Source organism: Sulfurovum sp., from assembly GCF_015493435.1.
In the GTDB taxonomy this organism is placed as follows: Bacteria; Campylobacterota; Campylobacteria; order Campylobacterales; family Sulfurovaceae; genus Sulfurovum.
The window spans coordinates 145,809-161,931 of the sequence record NZ_WGDD01000054.1 but is presented as its reverse complement, the minus strand read 5'-3'; the positions used below and the strand labels follow the sequence as shown (position 1 = coordinate 161,931).

The 16,123-nt window shown below is 45.7% G+C and carries 16 protein-coding genes; 2 read left to right on the top strand and 14 right to left on the bottom strand.

The genetic code is table 11. From position 1 onward, the window contains the following. The 4 genes from F8L24_RS10060 to F8L24_RS10045 form a co-directional block, all read right to left on the bottom strand. A partial coding sequence (locus tag F8L24_RS10060; RefSeq protein WP_294955251.1) for a glycosyltransferase family 39 protein occupies window positions 1-1,650 on the bottom strand: 1,650 nt, incomplete at its 3' end. Between the two features lie 2 nt (window positions 1,651-1,652). Further along, window positions 1,653-2,027, bottom strand: coding sequence for a GtrA family protein (locus F8L24_RS10055; RefSeq protein WP_294955249.1), 375 nt, complete (start codon window positions 2,025-2,027; stop codon window positions 1,653-1,655). Next, window positions 2,027-2,965 (bottom strand): glycosyltransferase family 2 protein, encoded by a 939-nt coding sequence (locus tag F8L24_RS10050; RefSeq protein ID WP_294955247.1) that lies wholly within the window; start codon window positions 2,963-2,965, stop codon window positions 2,027-2,029. Before F8L24_RS10050 ends, F8L24_RS10055 begins: the two co-directional genes overlap by 1 nt. A gap of 97 nt (window positions 2,966-3,062) precedes the next feature. Continuing rightward, window positions 3,063-4,820 carry a glycosyltransferase family 39 protein gene (locus F8L24_RS10045; RefSeq protein ID WP_294955245.1) on the bottom strand — a complete coding sequence of 586 codons (1,758 nt, stop codon included), beginning with the start codon at window positions 4,818-4,820 and terminating at the stop codon, window positions 3,063-3,065. 99 nt (window positions 4,821-4,919) lie between these two features. Here F8L24_RS10045 and F8L24_RS10040 point away from each other — a divergent pair, with 99 nt between their 5' ends. Further along, entirely contained in the window at window positions 4,920-5,411 is a 492-nt protein-coding gene (locus F8L24_RS10040) for a phosphatidylglycerophosphatase A (protein WP_294955243.1), read from the top strand. A 15-nt stretch (window positions 5,412-5,426) separates the two neighbouring features. On the opposite strand, the gene F8L24_RS10035 is transcribed toward F8L24_RS10040, so the two are convergent. The 6 genes from F8L24_RS10035 to F8L24_RS10010 form a co-directional block, all read right to left on the bottom strand. After that, window positions 5,427-5,645 carry a hypothetical protein gene (locus tag F8L24_RS10035; RefSeq protein WP_294955240.1) on the bottom strand — a complete coding sequence of 73 codons (219 nt, stop codon included), beginning with the start codon at window positions 5,643-5,645 and terminating at the stop codon, window positions 5,427-5,429. Window positions 5,646-5,705: 60 nt separating this feature from the next. After that, window positions 5,706-7,112: a DUF3482 domain-containing protein gene (locus F8L24_RS10030; RefSeq protein WP_294955238.1), complete on the bottom strand. Its 1,407-nt coding sequence runs from the start codon at window positions 7,110-7,112 to the stop codon at window positions 5,706-5,708. Then, entirely contained in the window at window positions 7,097-8,479 is a 1,383-nt protein-coding gene (locus tag F8L24_RS10025) for a DUF2868 domain-containing protein (RefSeq protein WP_294955236.1), read from the bottom strand. Before F8L24_RS10025 ends, F8L24_RS10030 begins: the two co-directional genes overlap by 16 nt. 6 nt (window positions 8,480-8,485) lie before the next feature. Beyond that, entirely contained in the window at window positions 8,486-9,790 is a 1,305-nt protein-coding gene (locus F8L24_RS10020; protein ID WP_294955235.1) for a malic enzyme-like NAD(P)-binding protein, read from the bottom strand. 174 nt (window positions 9,791-9,964) lie between these two features. Beyond that, window positions 9,965-12,133: a L,D-transpeptidase family protein gene (locus F8L24_RS10015; RefSeq protein WP_294955233.1), complete on the bottom strand. Its 2,169-nt coding sequence runs from the start codon at window positions 12,131-12,133 to the stop codon at window positions 9,965-9,967. After that, complete coding sequence (locus tag F8L24_RS10010) at window positions 12,130-12,423, bottom strand: hypothetical protein (RefSeq protein WP_294955231.1); 294 nt, start codon at window positions 12,421-12,423, stop codon at window positions 12,130-12,132. The genes F8L24_RS10015 and F8L24_RS10010 overlap by 4 nt, the downstream gene beginning before the upstream one ends. 218 nt (window positions 12,424-12,641) lie before the next feature. Here F8L24_RS10010 and F8L24_RS10005 point away from each other — a divergent pair, with 218 nt between their 5' ends. Beyond that, on the top strand, window positions 12,642-13,304 hold the full coding sequence (locus F8L24_RS10005) for a L,D-transpeptidase (protein ID WP_294955229.1): 663 nt from the start codon (window positions 12,642-12,644) through the stop codon (window positions 13,302-13,304). A gap of 45 nt (window positions 13,305-13,349) precedes the next feature. On the opposite strand, the gene F8L24_RS10000 is transcribed toward F8L24_RS10005, so the two are convergent. Genes F8L24_RS10000 through F8L24_RS09985 form a run of 4 tightly spaced genes read right to left on the bottom strand, consistent with a single transcriptional unit; the run spans window position 13,350 to window position 16,049 of the window. After that, window positions 13,350-13,805, bottom strand: a complete 456-nt coding sequence (locus F8L24_RS10000) for a hypothetical protein (protein WP_294955227.1) — start codon at window positions 13,803-13,805, stop codon at window positions 13,350-13,352. A 1-nt stretch (window position 13,806) separates the two neighbouring features. Then, window positions 13,807-14,277 carry a hypothetical protein gene (locus F8L24_RS09995; protein ID WP_294955224.1) on the bottom strand — a complete coding sequence of 157 codons (471 nt, stop codon included), beginning with the start codon at window positions 14,275-14,277 and terminating at the stop codon, window positions 13,807-13,809. After that, on the bottom strand, window positions 14,274-15,398 hold the full coding sequence (locus F8L24_RS09990) for a 4Fe-4S binding protein (RefSeq protein ID WP_294955222.1): 1,125 nt from the start codon (window positions 15,396-15,398) through the stop codon (window positions 14,274-14,276). The genes F8L24_RS09995 and F8L24_RS09990 overlap by 4 nt, the downstream gene beginning before the upstream one ends. A 3-nt stretch (window positions 15,399-15,401) precedes the next feature. Next, a complete protein-coding gene (locus F8L24_RS09985; RefSeq protein WP_294955220.1) occupies window positions 15,402-16,049 on the bottom strand; it encodes a molecular chaperone TorD family protein in 648 nt (215 codons plus the stop codon). Between the last annotated feature and the right edge of the window lie 74 nt (window positions 16,050-16,123).

Below are 16,123 nucleotides of genomic sequence, written 5' to 3'. Positions count from 1 at the left end.
GTAACGGAAGTCCGTGTTGCAGACCGAAGGGTAGTCGAACATGAATTTCAAGATGAGCAGCAGGTTCAGCAGCAGGGTGGCAAAAAGCAGTTTGTCAAGCAGCGATGCACGGTAGAGCCTGACGATGTATCCGGCGAAACCCAGTACAAAAAGCAGGCCGAGCAGCAGTACTGCCTGCATGACAGGGTGCAGCCAGGTACTTTTGTTCAGGAAATAACTGTAATCGAACTCTCCGAAGAACATAGTGCCGTACTGGTAGGTCAGGAAAGAGAAACGTATGGGGTCTTGCCCGAAAACATGGCTGCAGCCTGCCTCAAAAAGTGTACCGAAATGGAAGGTACCGAAATAGTCCACTCCCAAAGCTGTGATGCTCTGCCCAGGGTAATGGCCGCTGCTGTTGACCATGTGCAGGATGCCTTCAGCGGGCATATAGACCCGCAGCAGTGTCATACCGAGCAGGAACAGCCCTGTAACACCAAAAAGGTAAAGGGCCCTCCCCGTCTGCTTCCGCTCACGCTCCCCTGCTCCTGCATAGGCAACGATCAAAAGAATGAACAAAAGCACCTCCATCGGTACGGTAGATATCTTCGTCATAAAAAGAAGGCTGACACCGAGAAGCGCTGTGTAGAAATCTTTCCCGAACCCACTGCGGTAACTTTTCACCACGTAATACAAAGAGAAAGCTGAAAGCGCCATGACCAGTACATCGTTGTTAATGCGGGCAGACATATAGACCAGGGAAGGTGTTAGGGAGACAAAAAGCACCGCGATTCCCCTCACCCACTCATTTTGTGTCATCAGCGCCATAAAACGGTAACTGTAATAGAGAAAAACAAAAGAGCACAACAGGGAAAAATAGCCTATGCCGAACCATACATCTTTCTGCGCCAGTCCAAACCTGGTCAACAGTGTGTCTATGCCGCCCGTGATAAGATAGTAAAGCGGCTGCTGCGGATACTCCAAACCTTTGGAAGGCAGAGGGAGCGACCAGTGGGCCGAAATGTACTTGATGAACTCTATGTGCCCCTGCCAGTCATGCTGAAAAAGCATGACACCGAACTTGTGAAAGTACAGTACCCGTATGAGCGCTCCGGCAAGAAGTATGCCCAGTATCCATTTGGGAAATGTCTGCATCGCCGATGCTCTTTTCTCTACAGAGGCAGGTGCTGCAGGGCCATTCTTTTTTTTCAGAAGATCAAGCCCCCCTGTCAACAGGTAAAAAAGGAGCGTATAGAGCGGAATACCCATAAAAATAAAAAGGAGCGTATAGTCAAAATAAGTGAGTTTTTGTTTGACAACAGGGGTATAGGGACGATGAAAATTGTATACCTCCACACGGCATACATTGCTTCCTTTTTTCAGGGGGAAGGTACCCTCTTCGGCCATATCCCGGAACCATTGCACTTTTTTATAGGGGAAAAAGATCTTCTTTCCGGCACACTCAATGCGCTTCAGTTTAAAATTGCCTGCCGCTATCTGCAGCTTGGCTGTGTGGGCTGTCTTTGCGTCAATGCTAAATGAAAAAGCGCTTGCCGTGCTGTATGAATGTTTGATATCGATAGGCTTCAGATTTATGAAGTAGTAATATCCCAATCCGAGACAGAATGACAAAAGAAGCAGGAGTGGTTTCATCCAAATATTTCTTTTCATCTTTATACCTTGAAAACCATAAATTTTGCAAGCAGAAAAGAACTGAGCGTATAGACAGCCCCTGCGCCTATCTGTGCCAGATAGGGGTTCATCATGCCAAGAAGCCACTGGAGAGTAAAAAGGTTCAGAAGATAGGCGATGAAGAGAACGGAAAAGAATTTTACCGCGAGCAGTGTGCTGTGCTTGACCCCGCCGAAAGTATATTTTTTATTGAGTATGTAGGAAAGCAGTGCACCAAGCGCATACCCGACGGCATTGCTCGATGTTGCCCCGACGCCAGCGAACATCAGTACAAAAATGATGGAAAAGCCAAAAAGGGTATTGACAATACCTACAAGATTGTAGGTAACGAACTGTTTGAGTGTTTTGACCGGCACTATATCTCTTTGTCGATGATGTATCGCGGACGGGCTTTGCTTTGCTGAAAATTCCGCCCGACATACTCACCGATGATCCCCAGACTCATGATTTGTATGCCCCCTATGAGATAGATGGAGATCATGGTAGAAGCCCAGCCCTGTACCGTACTGTCAAAAAAAAGTTTTTCGATGGCAATCCAAAAAATGGCAAGCAGGGAAAACATAAAAAGTATGAAACCTACCATTGTAATAAGCCGTAGCGGCATAATGGAAAAAGAAGCTATGCCGTCCAGCGCAAAGAAGATCATCTTTTTAAGCGGATACTTGGTCTCCCCGGCAAAGCGTTCTGCGCGTGTATAATAGACAGAACAGGAACGAAAGCCCAGGAGCGGAACAATACCGCGCAGAAACAGGTCCACCTCTTTGAACTGTGCAAGCGCATCGAGTGCTTTACGGCTTAACAGTCTGTAGTCTGCATGGTTGTGAATGGTTTCGATGCCCATGAAATGCTGAAATGTGTAAAAGAATTCCGCCGTTCCCCTTTTGAACTTCGTATCTTTGGACCGGTCTTCCCTGACACCGTAGACAACATCGTAGCCCTCTTTGTATTTTTGCACAAACTCCCTGACCACATTGATGTCATCCTGAAGGTCTGCATCCATGGAAATAAGTGCATCGGCAGTATCTTTAAGCTGCATCAATCCGGCGATCAGTGCATTCTGGTGCCCAAAATTCCGTGAAAGCTTGATACCCTTAAAATACGGTGATTCTTTTTGAAACTGTTCTATAAGCTGCCACGTTCCATCTTTGCTGCCGTCATCGACGTAACAGACAAAACTCTCTTTGTCGATTTCACCGGTTTGGATCATTTCATCGAGCAGTACCTGTAGACGTCTGCTCGTTTCACCCAGGCCCTCTTCTTCATTGTAGCAGGGTATGACTATGCCCAGTTTCATTGCGCTGACTCCTTTATCGTTTAACTAAGGTTTTTGGAGCAGCGACTGAAGTCGCATCCCCATATTGTATGATTGTATTGACCTAATGACATTCTCTTCATAGCCACCAGCCCGGAAACCATTTCAAGCTGTAGTCCACATAGACCTTTGGTACTTCGTATCCGCTCAGTACCGGGTAGAAGGCCAAAAACAGCAGAGCGGTCAATGCCAGATACACCAAATAGTATTGGCGGTATTTCGGGAAAGACCGCGCTGCATCTCTCAACATATAGACAATGGCAAGCATCATGAACGGCACGGCATAGTAAAAATGGTAAATGAACATCAGCCGCCCTACAAAAATATAGGGAAGGTACAAACCTAAAAAAGCAAGCAGTATGAAAGAGGCTTCCAGCGTATTTCGTCTCACCGCGGCATAGATCATATAAAAGAGAGACACGGTTCCCACCCAGAAAATAGCGGGGTTCCCAAACGCCGTTACCGACCTGAACAGCGTACCGTGGATTTCCCTTGTGTAGCACATAGGTCTAAAATCGATCGGCCAGCTCCACCATGGCGAACTGTACGGATGGGTAGCGACCAGTCTGGTATGGTAATCGTACATACTGAACTGGTAATCGATGATCTTATGCCAGCTTCCCGTTTGAAGATAAATATCGAAAAAAGAGACAAAATAGACTGCCCCGGCAATGATACCGTAACTCAAAATACCGTACAGCAGCAAGCGGTACCCGGAAAAACGTTTTTCAAGCGGATAACGGCTGATCAGCAGGTAGACCGCAATAAAAATGAAGCCCAGTGCGGCAAATACAGCCGCCCATTTCACGGCACTTGCCAGGCCGAAGAAGAAACCGCTCCACAGGAGAAGCGAAAGTTTCTGCTGCCGGATGAAACGGTAGAGAAAATAGTAGGAAACGAACACGAAAAAGACACCGAAAGTATCTATGAGCCCAATGCGTGACTGGGTGAGGTGCATAAAACTGTAGGTAAGCAGAAAAGCTGCAGAAAAAGCATAAAGACGTTTTCTAAAAAGCTGCAGGGCAAAATAATACATCATCCAGATAAATGCTGCAGCAAAAAGAACATTGGTAAAACGCCAGCCGAACGGTGTCATTCCAAAAAACTCTATACCCGGAATGATCAGATATTTACCCAGATAGGGATGGGTCGTCTCATACACCTGCATACCGTGCAGTATCTCATACGCTGTTCTGCTGTGATAGATTTCATCAAAGAACATTCCGCCGAAATAGCTTGTATCAATGGCCAGATTCTGTTCATCATTCAGCGATGTTTTGTTGGAGGTGAAAGGGATGGTCCTTCCCTTGTCCATAAAACGGACTTCGCCCAGCATCATTTCATTTTTAGTGACAAACAGACGCGCTTTGGATACAGTGGCATTTTCCTTGACACATCTCCAGCGGAAAGAAAAAGGGAAATTCTCTTTGTACTCATATATTTTCTGCCATCTTTTCCGGTCAATACCGCTAAGCACAAATTTGACATTTTTGTCAATGCCTATGTAATAGCACATTTTGTCTATGTGTACAGGTTTTCCAAAATCGAATGTAGCAATATTGCCCCGTTTCAACGTTTCAAACGTTTGCGGAGCTTCTTTGCTGCCAAGACCGTGAAAAGCATACAGCAGAAAACTGACAAGCAGTATGGAGAGGAGTGAATACCGGATAAGCGCAACATTGTGCCGGTACCGGTAGAGGTTGATCCCCAGCAAACCTGCCAATACCGCGGCCAGAAGCATGTAAATAGAGTTATTATGGGCATAAATGAGGATAAAAAGGATCGGAGGAAGGGTACTTACCAGCTGCATACCCAGTCGTAGTTTATTGGTTTTCATGCTTATGTCTTATAGGTTATTTGGGTTGAATTATAGCATAAGATGTAAAAAAGTATAAAACTTTGATAAAATATGAAAAATAAAACAGCGAGGTCATGCATGACACTACAGAAACTTTTTCTCACTTTCTTCGGTATCGGCCTAAGTACCAAAGCACCGGAGACGGTCGGTACCCTTGCCGCACTCGCGGCGGGGGTACTCATACTTCACTATCTCGGGACGGAAACCCTTTTCATGCTTACCCTTGCCGTTACCGTTATCGGTATTCTCGAAATCAACAAATATGAAGACAACACAGGCATTCACAACCCGCAGGAAATTGTTATTGACGAGGCGGCAGGGATGTGGCTGAGTCTGATGATCGCCTCTTCCGTAGCGGCGACCATGCATTTCCCCTATGCGGATATTTCAGCCATCATACTGAGTTTCGCTTCCTTCAGACTTTTCAATATATGGAAACCTTCCACCATAGGTTGGATAGACAGAGAGCTCAAAGGCGGTCTGGGTGTCATGATGGATGATATTGTTGCCGGAATCGCCGGCGGTTTTTTAGCGGTGGTGGTTATGATGGGGATAGAAAAACTCTTTTAAGGCAGAGCATCCCGATCAGCCAAGATCCAACGTATTTTTGAGAGAAGCATTTCGTTTAACAAATTTTTGATATTCAATCTCTTCAAATACTTTTTCAAAAGAAGAAAGATAGGCACGGGGAATAAAAACACCTTTTACCTGATTGGTCTTTTTATTCACAACTTCCGCCAAATCATCAAGTTTGTCAAAAAGAGACGGATTTTTACTAATATCTGATATACCGACTTTTAGCATCTATTATCCTTTTTTAATATAGGATAATTATATCTGAAACAATACAGGGAGTCAATCTGCTTACTGCACCAAACGTTTCAGCACTGTTTTTACCAGAGATTCATACGTTTTCAATACTTCGGGTTTAACCTCATTCCCCGAACGGAATGCCTTGTGGCATTTGTCCAAAGACTTGCGAAGCGCATCATCCATCCATCTGTCTGTAAAATCCCGTCCCATTTCAAGCATAACTTTGTCTCTGAGCGCATGTGACCTGCCGGCTATTTTGACAGCATGGAACAGGGCACGGTTCAGCAGAATATAGGGGAAATTCACATTCTTCATCGGCCCAGTCTCCAGGTAGCGTTTTCCCAGTTTCTGTCCAAGCACTTTAACATCCGAAAGTTCGCTGAAGCCGAAAAAAGCACTTGTACCGCCTACGACCGCACCGATGGCAGAACCGAGAAAGAGTGTAGCGCCGCCCAGGAGTAGGTCGATTCCCGCACCCGTCACCGCACCGCCGGTTGTACCGGTGATCAGCAGTTCTTTTCTGCTCAGTCCAAAGAGCGAGGCACTCTCTTTGGAGAAAAGATCCATCCCGTCAAAAAGAAGTGCCTGCTGTGCTTTTTCAAGATTTTCATGGTGCCAGACCTGTTCCACTCTGTGCTGTGAGACTTCTTCAAAGGTTCTGAGTTTTGCTTTATAGCGTTCGAATACCAGTATTTTCTCTGCTTCTGTAGCCTCTTCTGTCCTGAGCGGAAGCCTTTCCACATGGGAAAGTGACCTGTACAGCAAATGTGTAATGCTCTGCGCAGTCTGTTCAAACATTTGTTCGTGGTACGTCTTGAAGAGTTCTATGGATTCGCTGACCGGCCCGATCCACTCCTCTTTGAGCTGCGCAATACTCTGAAGCAGGGAGAGGTGCTGAGGGAAAGTCGCTTTCATCGGGTTAAAAAGACGCACCATTTTGAAGTACTGCCCCAACGCCCGTTTCCACTCCTCGACATAATTCGTATCGTCAATAAGGTTGATCAGCGCCATAGAAGGCTGTCCTGTCCAGCGCAGTATTTCCATTTCTGCTTCATACTCTTCCCCGTAGGGCTTGGAACCGTCCACCACGTAAATAATACCGGCACCGTCCATAATGGGCTCAAGCAGTTCTATTTCATCGTTATAGCGGGGATTTTCCCGGTGTTCACCGATAAAGGCCCGCACCGTTTCAGGCCGTTTGTCCGCAGTCACTTCGTGCTGCTGAAGCCAGGAAAGGACAGAGCGTGCCCGCTGAAAACCGGGTGTATCAAAAAGCTCATAGACCACTCTTCCGTCAACCGTGAGCGGAAAACTGCGCTTTTTCGTCGTGGTACCCGGAGTATCGGAAATCTGTACAGAGTCATCGAATGCCAGTGTGGAAACAATGCTGCTTTTACCCTTGTTCGGGTGCCCTACCACAGCAAATTTCGGATGCAAACCGGTCATATTTTCAACCATACTTTCTTCTCTCCCAGATTTTGAAGCTTTCTGCCCCATACGGCAAGTTCCCTGTTTCCGGGAAGATAAGCTTCTTCGCGCATCCCCACAGGTGCCACAGTGATCGTGTCGGCTGTTTTTGCCAAGTCTTCGAGAAAATCAACAAAATCCATCGTGGGCGGTTCCCAGGCTTTGACATAAAGCAGCACCGATCCTTCCGTCCGGGAAACGATCTTCCTGTCTTCTTCAAGACTGTTGGTACCTCCCACATCTTCCATCATCGGGGAAATGACGCCCATTGCATCATTCAGAACTTTCAGGTCATCTTCTGACATTGCCCATCCAAGGGTTCTGTCATAGGCATCGTTAAAGACGTTTATTTCTCTGCTGTAATGCTTTCCTTCTGATTCAAACGCCGGTTCACGTTTCGATGAAGATGTGGTAATGACAGGTTCATTCATTTCTCTTAAAAGTTTTTCCGATCCGTCAAGGTTGAAAAAAGAGCGCTTCAGTATCCGTCTGTATCCGGCAACGGAAAGCAGCCACATACAAAAACGCAGGATAATGGCATAAAAAAGTGTGGCACAGGCAAGAAATTTCCACCATTCACCAAGCTGTGAAGCATGTTTTACCATCTCTGGATTCAGTTTTTCTCCGAGCCGAAAATACTGGCTCTGCTCTATCAGGCTTAATGAAGGGACGGCAGAAGGGAAAAGTCCTTTCCACGGCAGTGCAACTGTTTCAAGCATACGATGGAATTCCTGCGGGGCAATATGCAGTGTGGTACTCCACGCAAAAGCGATATCTTTGGTCACTACCATACCCAGAAGCGCCAGAAGCAGCCCGGCAGAGAAGATCAGCGCAAGCATTTGGGAACGTTTAATTATAAGCCAGTTCACAATGGCCGGATTGATTTGTACCTCATCGAAGGTTTTTTTGACCGATCCGGGGAAAAGACGTATTATTTTTTCCATCCAGTAGGCAGGAGAAAGATGTACCAGAAAACTGCGTGAAGCACCGGCACGGAACATCGAAATGAGGGCCAGAGCCATCGTAAGAAGAGGAAGCAGAATGACCATAGCCATAAAATAGACGACATTGACCGGTTCATGTCCGCTGTAATTCAACAGTGCAATACCCGAAAAAAGGCCGAGTAAAAAAGCGATTATGCCCAATGTCAGGGTAATACCGTAAAGATAGCTGCCTATCTTTTCACTTAGGCGAGGCCGTTTCAAACGCCCTCGGTATTCCTTTGTCCAGAGTAGCAGCTGCTGCAGAGGTTTTTCTTTGAGATTTTCATGTTCCAATCCGAAAGCCCGCCTCTCCTCGCGGCTGCCGCTCTTCTTGTCCAGCAGCGCATACAAATCGAGGTAGGAGGTTAGATTCATATGATTTTAGTGTTTGCCGTCCAGATGCTCAGCCAAATGCTGAAGCTTCTCTCTGTAGGCATCGATGTCAAACTCTTTTATCCGTGCCACACCGTCTTCCACTGCTGCCTGCGCTACGGCTGAAGCAACATAGACAAGTACTCTTCTGTCAAAAGGAGAAGGGATGATGTACTCTGTTCCGAATTCCATTGTCTCACGACCATGTGCTTTTTTAACGCTATCAGGAACTGTCTCTTTTGCAAGTGAAGCCAATGCTCTTGAAGCTGCCATTTTCATATTTTCTGTAATTTTTGTCGCTCTTACATCCAGTGCCCCGCGGAAGATTTGCGGGAATCCGAGTACATTGTTGACCTGGTTGGGATAGTCACTTCTTCCTGTTCCGATGATAACATCCGGACGTGCCTCTTTTGCAAGTGGCGGCTTGATCTCAGGATTTGGGTTTGCACAGGCAAAAATAATTGGGCTTGTATCACTCATTGTTTTTACCCACTCAGGGTCAATAAGGTCAGCACCGGAAAGACCAAGTACCATATCGGCACCTTTCATCGCATCTTCAAGTGTTCTGTCTTCTGTATCAAATGCAAACATTTGTTTTTGTTTATTGAGGTCATCTCTACCACTGTGAATGACACCTTTAGAGTCAAGCATGGTAATATTTTTTACACCAAGTCTTTTGTACATAGAGGCACATGCGATACCAGAGGCACCGGCACCAATAACAACCACTTTTAAATCTTCTGCTTTTTTACCACTCATCTCAAGTACATTGATGAGCCCTGCTGTTGTAATCACGGCTGTTCCGTGCTGATCATCGTGGAATACAGGCACATTACAGATCTCTTTAAGTCTATCTTCGATCTCAAAACATCTTGGTGCTGAAATATCTTCGAGATTGATACCGCCAAAACTGTCAGCCATAGCCGCAACGATCTTGATAATTTCTTCTGTATCTTTGGTATTAAGTTCAATGTCAACTGCATCTACATTTGCAAAAGATTTAAAAAGAACCCCTTTGCCTTCCATAACCGGTTTACCGGCCAAAGGCCCTATATCGCCAAGTCCAAGCACTGCGGTACCATCACTGACAACGGCAACCAGGTTGCCTTTATTGGTGTACTCGTACGCTTTTTCTTCATCTTTTTCAATCTCGAGACAAGGATATGCCACACCGGGACTGTATGCCATAGAAAGTTCCTCTTCTGTATTACACGGTTTTGTTAAAAGTGTTCCTGTTTTCCCGTTCGTATCAAATTCGCCTTTGGCTCTATGATAATTCAGTGACGCTTCCTCAAATGATAATTCTTTTGACATTTTCAACCTTTATAATTTTGATATGATGCTATTATACAAAAAAAATATTAACACTAGAAAACATAAAATACGCAGTCATCTTCCACTTCGGCGAACTACCCCATAAAAGCGAAATTCTCTGCCCCTTGCAGTAAGGTCATCATATTATAATATAAGCCAAAAGCCATGTTGCCGCTATGATGCTTTGGTATTTTTTTCCTGAGAAGAAGAGACTTTCACTTTCGGGGAAGGCAGCCATTTCGCTGTTTCCATTTGAAGTGCATCATAACCGTAGATATCATCCCTGAACTGTACTTTTCCGGTTTTGTCGACCCATGCGGTAATATAGATCATATCTATGGGTATGGAGCGGGAAAGACGAATCGGTGTTTTTTTATTCTTTTCAAGGATCTTCTCTGCCTTTTCAAAATCTACCTTCTTGTCCATCTCCGCAAAAGCTGCCAGCATATCGATAGGTCTGGCCAGCCTCACACAGCCATGGCTGTAGGCACGGATATCTCTTTTGAAAAGTGCTTTCTCCGGTGTATCATGCATATAAACGGAATAACTGTTGGGAAAAAGAAATTTTACTTTTCCAAGGGCATTGAAATTACCCGGAGACTGCATAAACTTATAGGGCGGCAGTTTCCTGCCGTATTTGTGCCAGTTGACTTTATACGGATTTACCCGCGGAGAATGCTCGGAATAGCCGGTATGGATCTCTATATGCTTTTTGTTCGTATAGCCCGGGTCTTTTTTCAATTTCGGCAGTGTTTCATGACGGATGATACTCGGCGGGATACGCCAGTACGGATTGAGTACGATCCGTTTGACCCTGTTGTAGAAAATAGGTGTTTCATGTCCTTTTCTTCCGGTAACGACACGCATCTTTTCCATCGGTTTCCACTCATCATATACAGTGATCATAAAGTCCGGGATATTCACGACAATATGGTAACGGCTGTTATCACGTTTGAGCCATTTCAGACGCGCAAGATTAAGTCTGAGCCGGACATATTTATGTGCAGCCGTTTCTGCCAGTGCCTTACGCGTCATCTTTCCGATGTAGCCTTCTGCTTCAAGTCCGTGCCGGGACTGGAATCGTTTCACGGCTTCAAGCAGACAGCTGTCGTAATGTATACTGTTCGCAGCGATACCGGCACACGGTACATAATCTCCTTCGATCTTCAGTCTTTCACGAAGCAGCGGTACTACAGACGAATGCATACCCGGTTTAAGGTCCTTGAAGTCAGGCAGTTCGGGCCAGCCGCCTGCCTGCGCGATCTTTCTGTACGTACGAAGGGCCTTGACCATGGCATCGTACCCGGGATACGCCGGTTTGACTTTTTCAAATGCATGTTTGAGCGTTTTCTTCTGCACCGATTCGATCAGGAGCAGTTCAGGGGAAAGAAGCACATCATGCACGTCCCATGCCCCGTGTTTATGGGTTTTCCGTAATTTTTGTTTGAACTTCTTCCAGTCGATCGCGCCGTAAAGCAGGTAGCCCATATAGTCCTGATAGAGTTTGGCGATCGCAAATTCTCTGGCAACGATCTCTTCTTTTGTTTTGGGCACCGGAAGGGATTTAAGCTTTTCAAACGTTCTGTAGGTCGGGCCGCTGTGATCGAATATCCTGTCTGTTTCAATGGTATGAAACAATTCTTCGGTATACGAAGAAAGTCCTTTTTCGCTTACCCAGACCGGATGAAAATCCAAACACTTATACATTTCTTTCAGGCGCTCTTTGTCACTTCCTCTGGTCAATTTTTTCGTCAGGTTCCCATCGATCCTGATCTTGCTGCCGAGGATACGTTCATTTTTCCTGATTACCGGTGTCCGTTTCTCAATACGTGCGCTGGCAAGAAGGTTGAAACTGTGTACCAGGCTGTCTCTTTTCAAGGATTCTTTCAACAGTACGGCAGGCGTGAGCCTACTGTCCGTTCCTTTGAGAATGGCATCGATGTAGTCGACATAGAGCTGCATCATCGCCCGTTCGACCTGCAGCTTTTTCTCCATGGAAGAGGATTCACTGAGATCTTTACTCATTTTGATGACAGCCTCATACGGTTGTTTCAGCGACAGAAGTGCCCCATGGTCAAGGTCATCCTTCAATTCCCCGAGAAACATTACGCTGAAAGAAGAGAGATATTCTTTATCTACCCATACCGGCTTGTAGCCGATCGCTGCATAGACTTGCTGTACGGCTCCGGAAGCGGAACCGGCACTGCTGCGTATCTGCGTTGAGAGAGCCTGGCTGAAAGCCCTGTTCGCTTCTTCATGGATCTTTCTGAAATCATCCGCTGAAGCATACAGTACCGTCAACGACAGAAAAAGTATTGCAAAAACCTGTATCATATATCTCATTGGACGGATGTTCCTTTGCAGTGCAAACGCCCATGCTCCCAGCCGGCACGGTAGGATTCATTCGTCTTGAAGCGTCCATGGTCTTTGGTATAGTCCCCGTCTGTCGTACGGCATCCGTCCATAACCCCGCGTCGGTAATCACTGTCCCTGTCCGGACCGAAATCATGTCCTCTGTAAACGAAATCTTCGATGCCCGGTGCCACACTCGACTCGGAACTGACACAGCCGGAGAATAGAAATACCGCCAAGGTACCGGCTGCCAACATTGAAATTTTGGTAAAACGCATCATCTTTTTCCCTCTTGATCATTGATAATTTGGATTAAATTATAGCGGAGATACGATTGAATAACAATATGAAAATAGAGAATTATCATATTTGGTACAAAGTGTTCAGACATATGATAAATTTATGATTATCCCCTCTCTTTTGTGTCTCTTCTCATTCAATCATAATCGCAGACCTGCTACCATAAATCAATTAGATTACATTCTGAGGAGGATTTTCCATGATGAAAACAATACGACTTTTGCTTACGGCATTCCTGCTGTTCACCGGTGTACTGACGGCCCAGACATACAGAAAACACCGTGTGAACATCAAACCGCTCAGTGCCACGAAATTTGAACTGACCGATGTCAATTTTCAGAATCCGCATATCGTGGACCTGAGCGGAAAGGACTTCTTTGTCGTCTCAGTAAGAGAACCCGGCAGCGACGGGCAGGTATATGCAGTTGACCGTGACGGTACCATCTGGTGGCACGGGAAGATCTCTTCAGGTGCCGGCGGCGGACATTTGAAAGAGAAGAACGGCAAATTTGTACCTGTAGGCGGTCATGAGACCAACAACAATCTTTTCCATGTCCTGGCCAAAAGACGTTTCCATATGTCAAAAACACACCCGGACCCCAGCGGTATTAACAACATGGACTTCGAAGTGCAGTTCACTCCTGACGGACAGGCACTCCATCTGGGGCATACCGCTGCCATGTCACACGGATGCATCCATGTGGGAAGACAGGATATTTCAGCCCTTTTCAAGTGGGCAAAAGTCGGTATGCCTGTTGTCGTCATGCGGGGACACTACAGCCAGTTCCTCCATCAGGAAGTGGATCAGTTCAAAAATGATGTCAGGGAATATGATGCCAAGAGAGGGGTAAAAAGCAATTAGACAAACAGAAGCTTTCCCCTTCTTTTGTCTATGGAGCAATAGCGGCTAATCGAAGTACTCTTTGATGATCTGGGGAAAGAGTTTTATCGTTTTTCTTGCTTTGTCGATTTTGGGCTGAAATATTTCCGCAGAAGCAGGGAAATCGCTTATCAGCTCTTCATAGATCAGGATCTTGTCTTCCATATGCTGCTCCAGCGCATCGAGTACAAGTTCCATATTTTCTTTGTCCGCCGCATACTTCATCAACAATTCGAACATACGTTTACGCGGATGGATCGCCATCGATTCTCCCGCAACCAGTGCAATATCCTTGATGTCCCAGCGTGATATATAGACACCGCTGACATACGGTGCGACAAGCTTGGCATACAGCACTTCCGTATAGGAAGGATAATCCTTTAACTCTACCTCTTCGTCACTGCTGCATGTACCATCTGCACATGCGTCTTCGTTCAGGGTAAAGTTCTCAAATTCTTTTCTCAGTGTTTCCATATCTCTCATCTTATTCTCCTATTAGCAGTGGAATATCATCCACATCGATTTTTGCATTGAACCAGCGGGAAGCAAGCAGCATCGTTTTGGCAACAAAAAGTATCTGGTCATCCAGATATTCCGGTTTCCCGAACAGTGCTTTAGCCTCATCATCCAGACAATAGCCTTTGACCTTTCCCTCTTCCACTTCAACAAAATCCACACGACCCTCTCTTTGAGCCGTTTCATTCAGCACGTCACAGTAGGCAAGTGCCTTTTGTGCGAACTCTCTTTCTATCATCATTTTATCCACTTTCGACTGGCCCACACTGCTCATGGTAAAGTCAAAATGTTCATCACCGATATTCAAAGCGATCGCTGTTGCATTGATATGCTGCTGCTTCATGATCTTGTTGAAGTACCTGCGCATATATCCTGTCTGGGCATTGTAGCCCAGAATGGTACACAGACCGGTATCAGGTTTGATCTCTTCAGGTCTCATTCTTTTTCTCCGAACATTTTCTTGGCATTTTCATGCAGAAAGACCGCTTCTTCCTCTTCAACAGCACACCTTGGACATATCTGTTCTCCGCCGCTATAGGTAAAGTAGTTCCCGCATTCATCACAACGCTTTACATCAAAAGATGCCAGTGTACGCTGTGTCGGTTCAAAAAATTCTTTCACTTCAAAACCTTTTTGCAAGTGGATCGCATCGGGTTCACAGGCATCATGGCAGAGACGGCACTTGACGCAAAGCATCGCATCAAAATGGATCATAGAAAACTTTCCGTCCGACGAAAGTGCTCCCGTAGGACAGATGCGGTAACAGATCTGACAGTTGGTACAGTGATCATCTACATATTTCTGGGAAACAAAACTCACATCTTCTTCCGCCAGGACTTCAAAGGTATCCGGCACCTCCGCACGTTTCAGTGTTGTGAAAAGTATTTTGCGCTTGTCCGGAAGCTGTTTGTTTCTGATCTTGGCCACAATGGCATCATCGATCTCAAAATGCTGAAGTTCCTCGGCATTGACTGCTTCGTCAAAAGCTTTTTTCTGCTTGAGCACTTCTTTGACAGACGTTGTTCTTGTCAAAAATTCCCGCCGGGAGGCTACATCTTTTTCATCCTGCTTCCGGATATGCTCGGAATGAGGTATGTCTTGAACATCATCAAGATTGGTCAACAGGGCTTTGTCGGAAAAAGAAGAGAGTACAAAATTGGCTTCTTCAATGCGGTCTTCAATGAGTTCAAAAAGCAGTGTCCCCTCTTCATAGGCTGCCAGGTCAAGCATTACCGGCTCGTCGCTTGCCAATGCCAGTGAAATGAGATGTTCCACACTCAGGACGGAAATACACGGTACATTGACCCTCGGAGAGATGAGACGTACTTTGGATTCCAGAAACGTAAAGAAAAATTCTGTAGTCGAAAATCCGCTCAGGGCAAATGCTTCCGTGGGACAGGCACCCACACAGGCAGAAGCTTCAACCCCTGTCGCTTTTGCAAATTCGGGCAGCTGCTCCGTGATCTGTATACTTTGGGGAGCAGCATCAACACACTTGGTACAGTTGGAAAACTTACTGGCTGCCCTTACGCAGCGTGCTGCATCAAAATGTAATTTCATAGGCTACGCAATATCTTCACAGTAATCAGAGAGCTTCTCTGTGATATATTCATAATCACTCAATAGAAATTCCAGTGCCAATTCGGCACCGTCATGGTACAGCGGTGTTCTCGATTCTCTTTTTGCATTGATGAGGAACATCGGTGCCCATTCAAGAAGGTGGTCCTTCATAAACCCTTTCTGTATCTGGAAAAGTTCGCATATCCCTGTTTTGTCTTCTGCTTCAAGCGCTTTGAGCTGTGCATTGCAGAGCATATACATAAACTCCAGTTCCACACCTATATGATCGCCGCTGACCACTCTCGCTTTTTCAAGTTCCACCCTGAAGTCCAGTGCATCATACAGTTCGATCACAGGATTGCCTTTGCCGCTGTCGATCATTTGGTCATCCCTGACATAAAAACTTTCATACGGTACAAGATGCATTAAAAAGAGACTGGTATAGTCGACATTGTAATACTGCTCAACCAATTCCTTTCGCGTATACTTTTCACGCTTGGACCAGTTTTTATAATTGGGGAACATGGAGAGGAACTGCTCCTCTTTTTCAATGATCTCCAAAAACGCTTCATCCACTTCCGTGACCATCAGTCTTGAGATCAAGGCATAAAGCGCACTTCGGTTTTCCAATTCCTGTTTCATACTATTCATCGTGTGTTGAACCTTTTGTAGGGTACTGTATTCCCACAGCATCCTGCGTTATTATGGTGTGACTATACCACTTT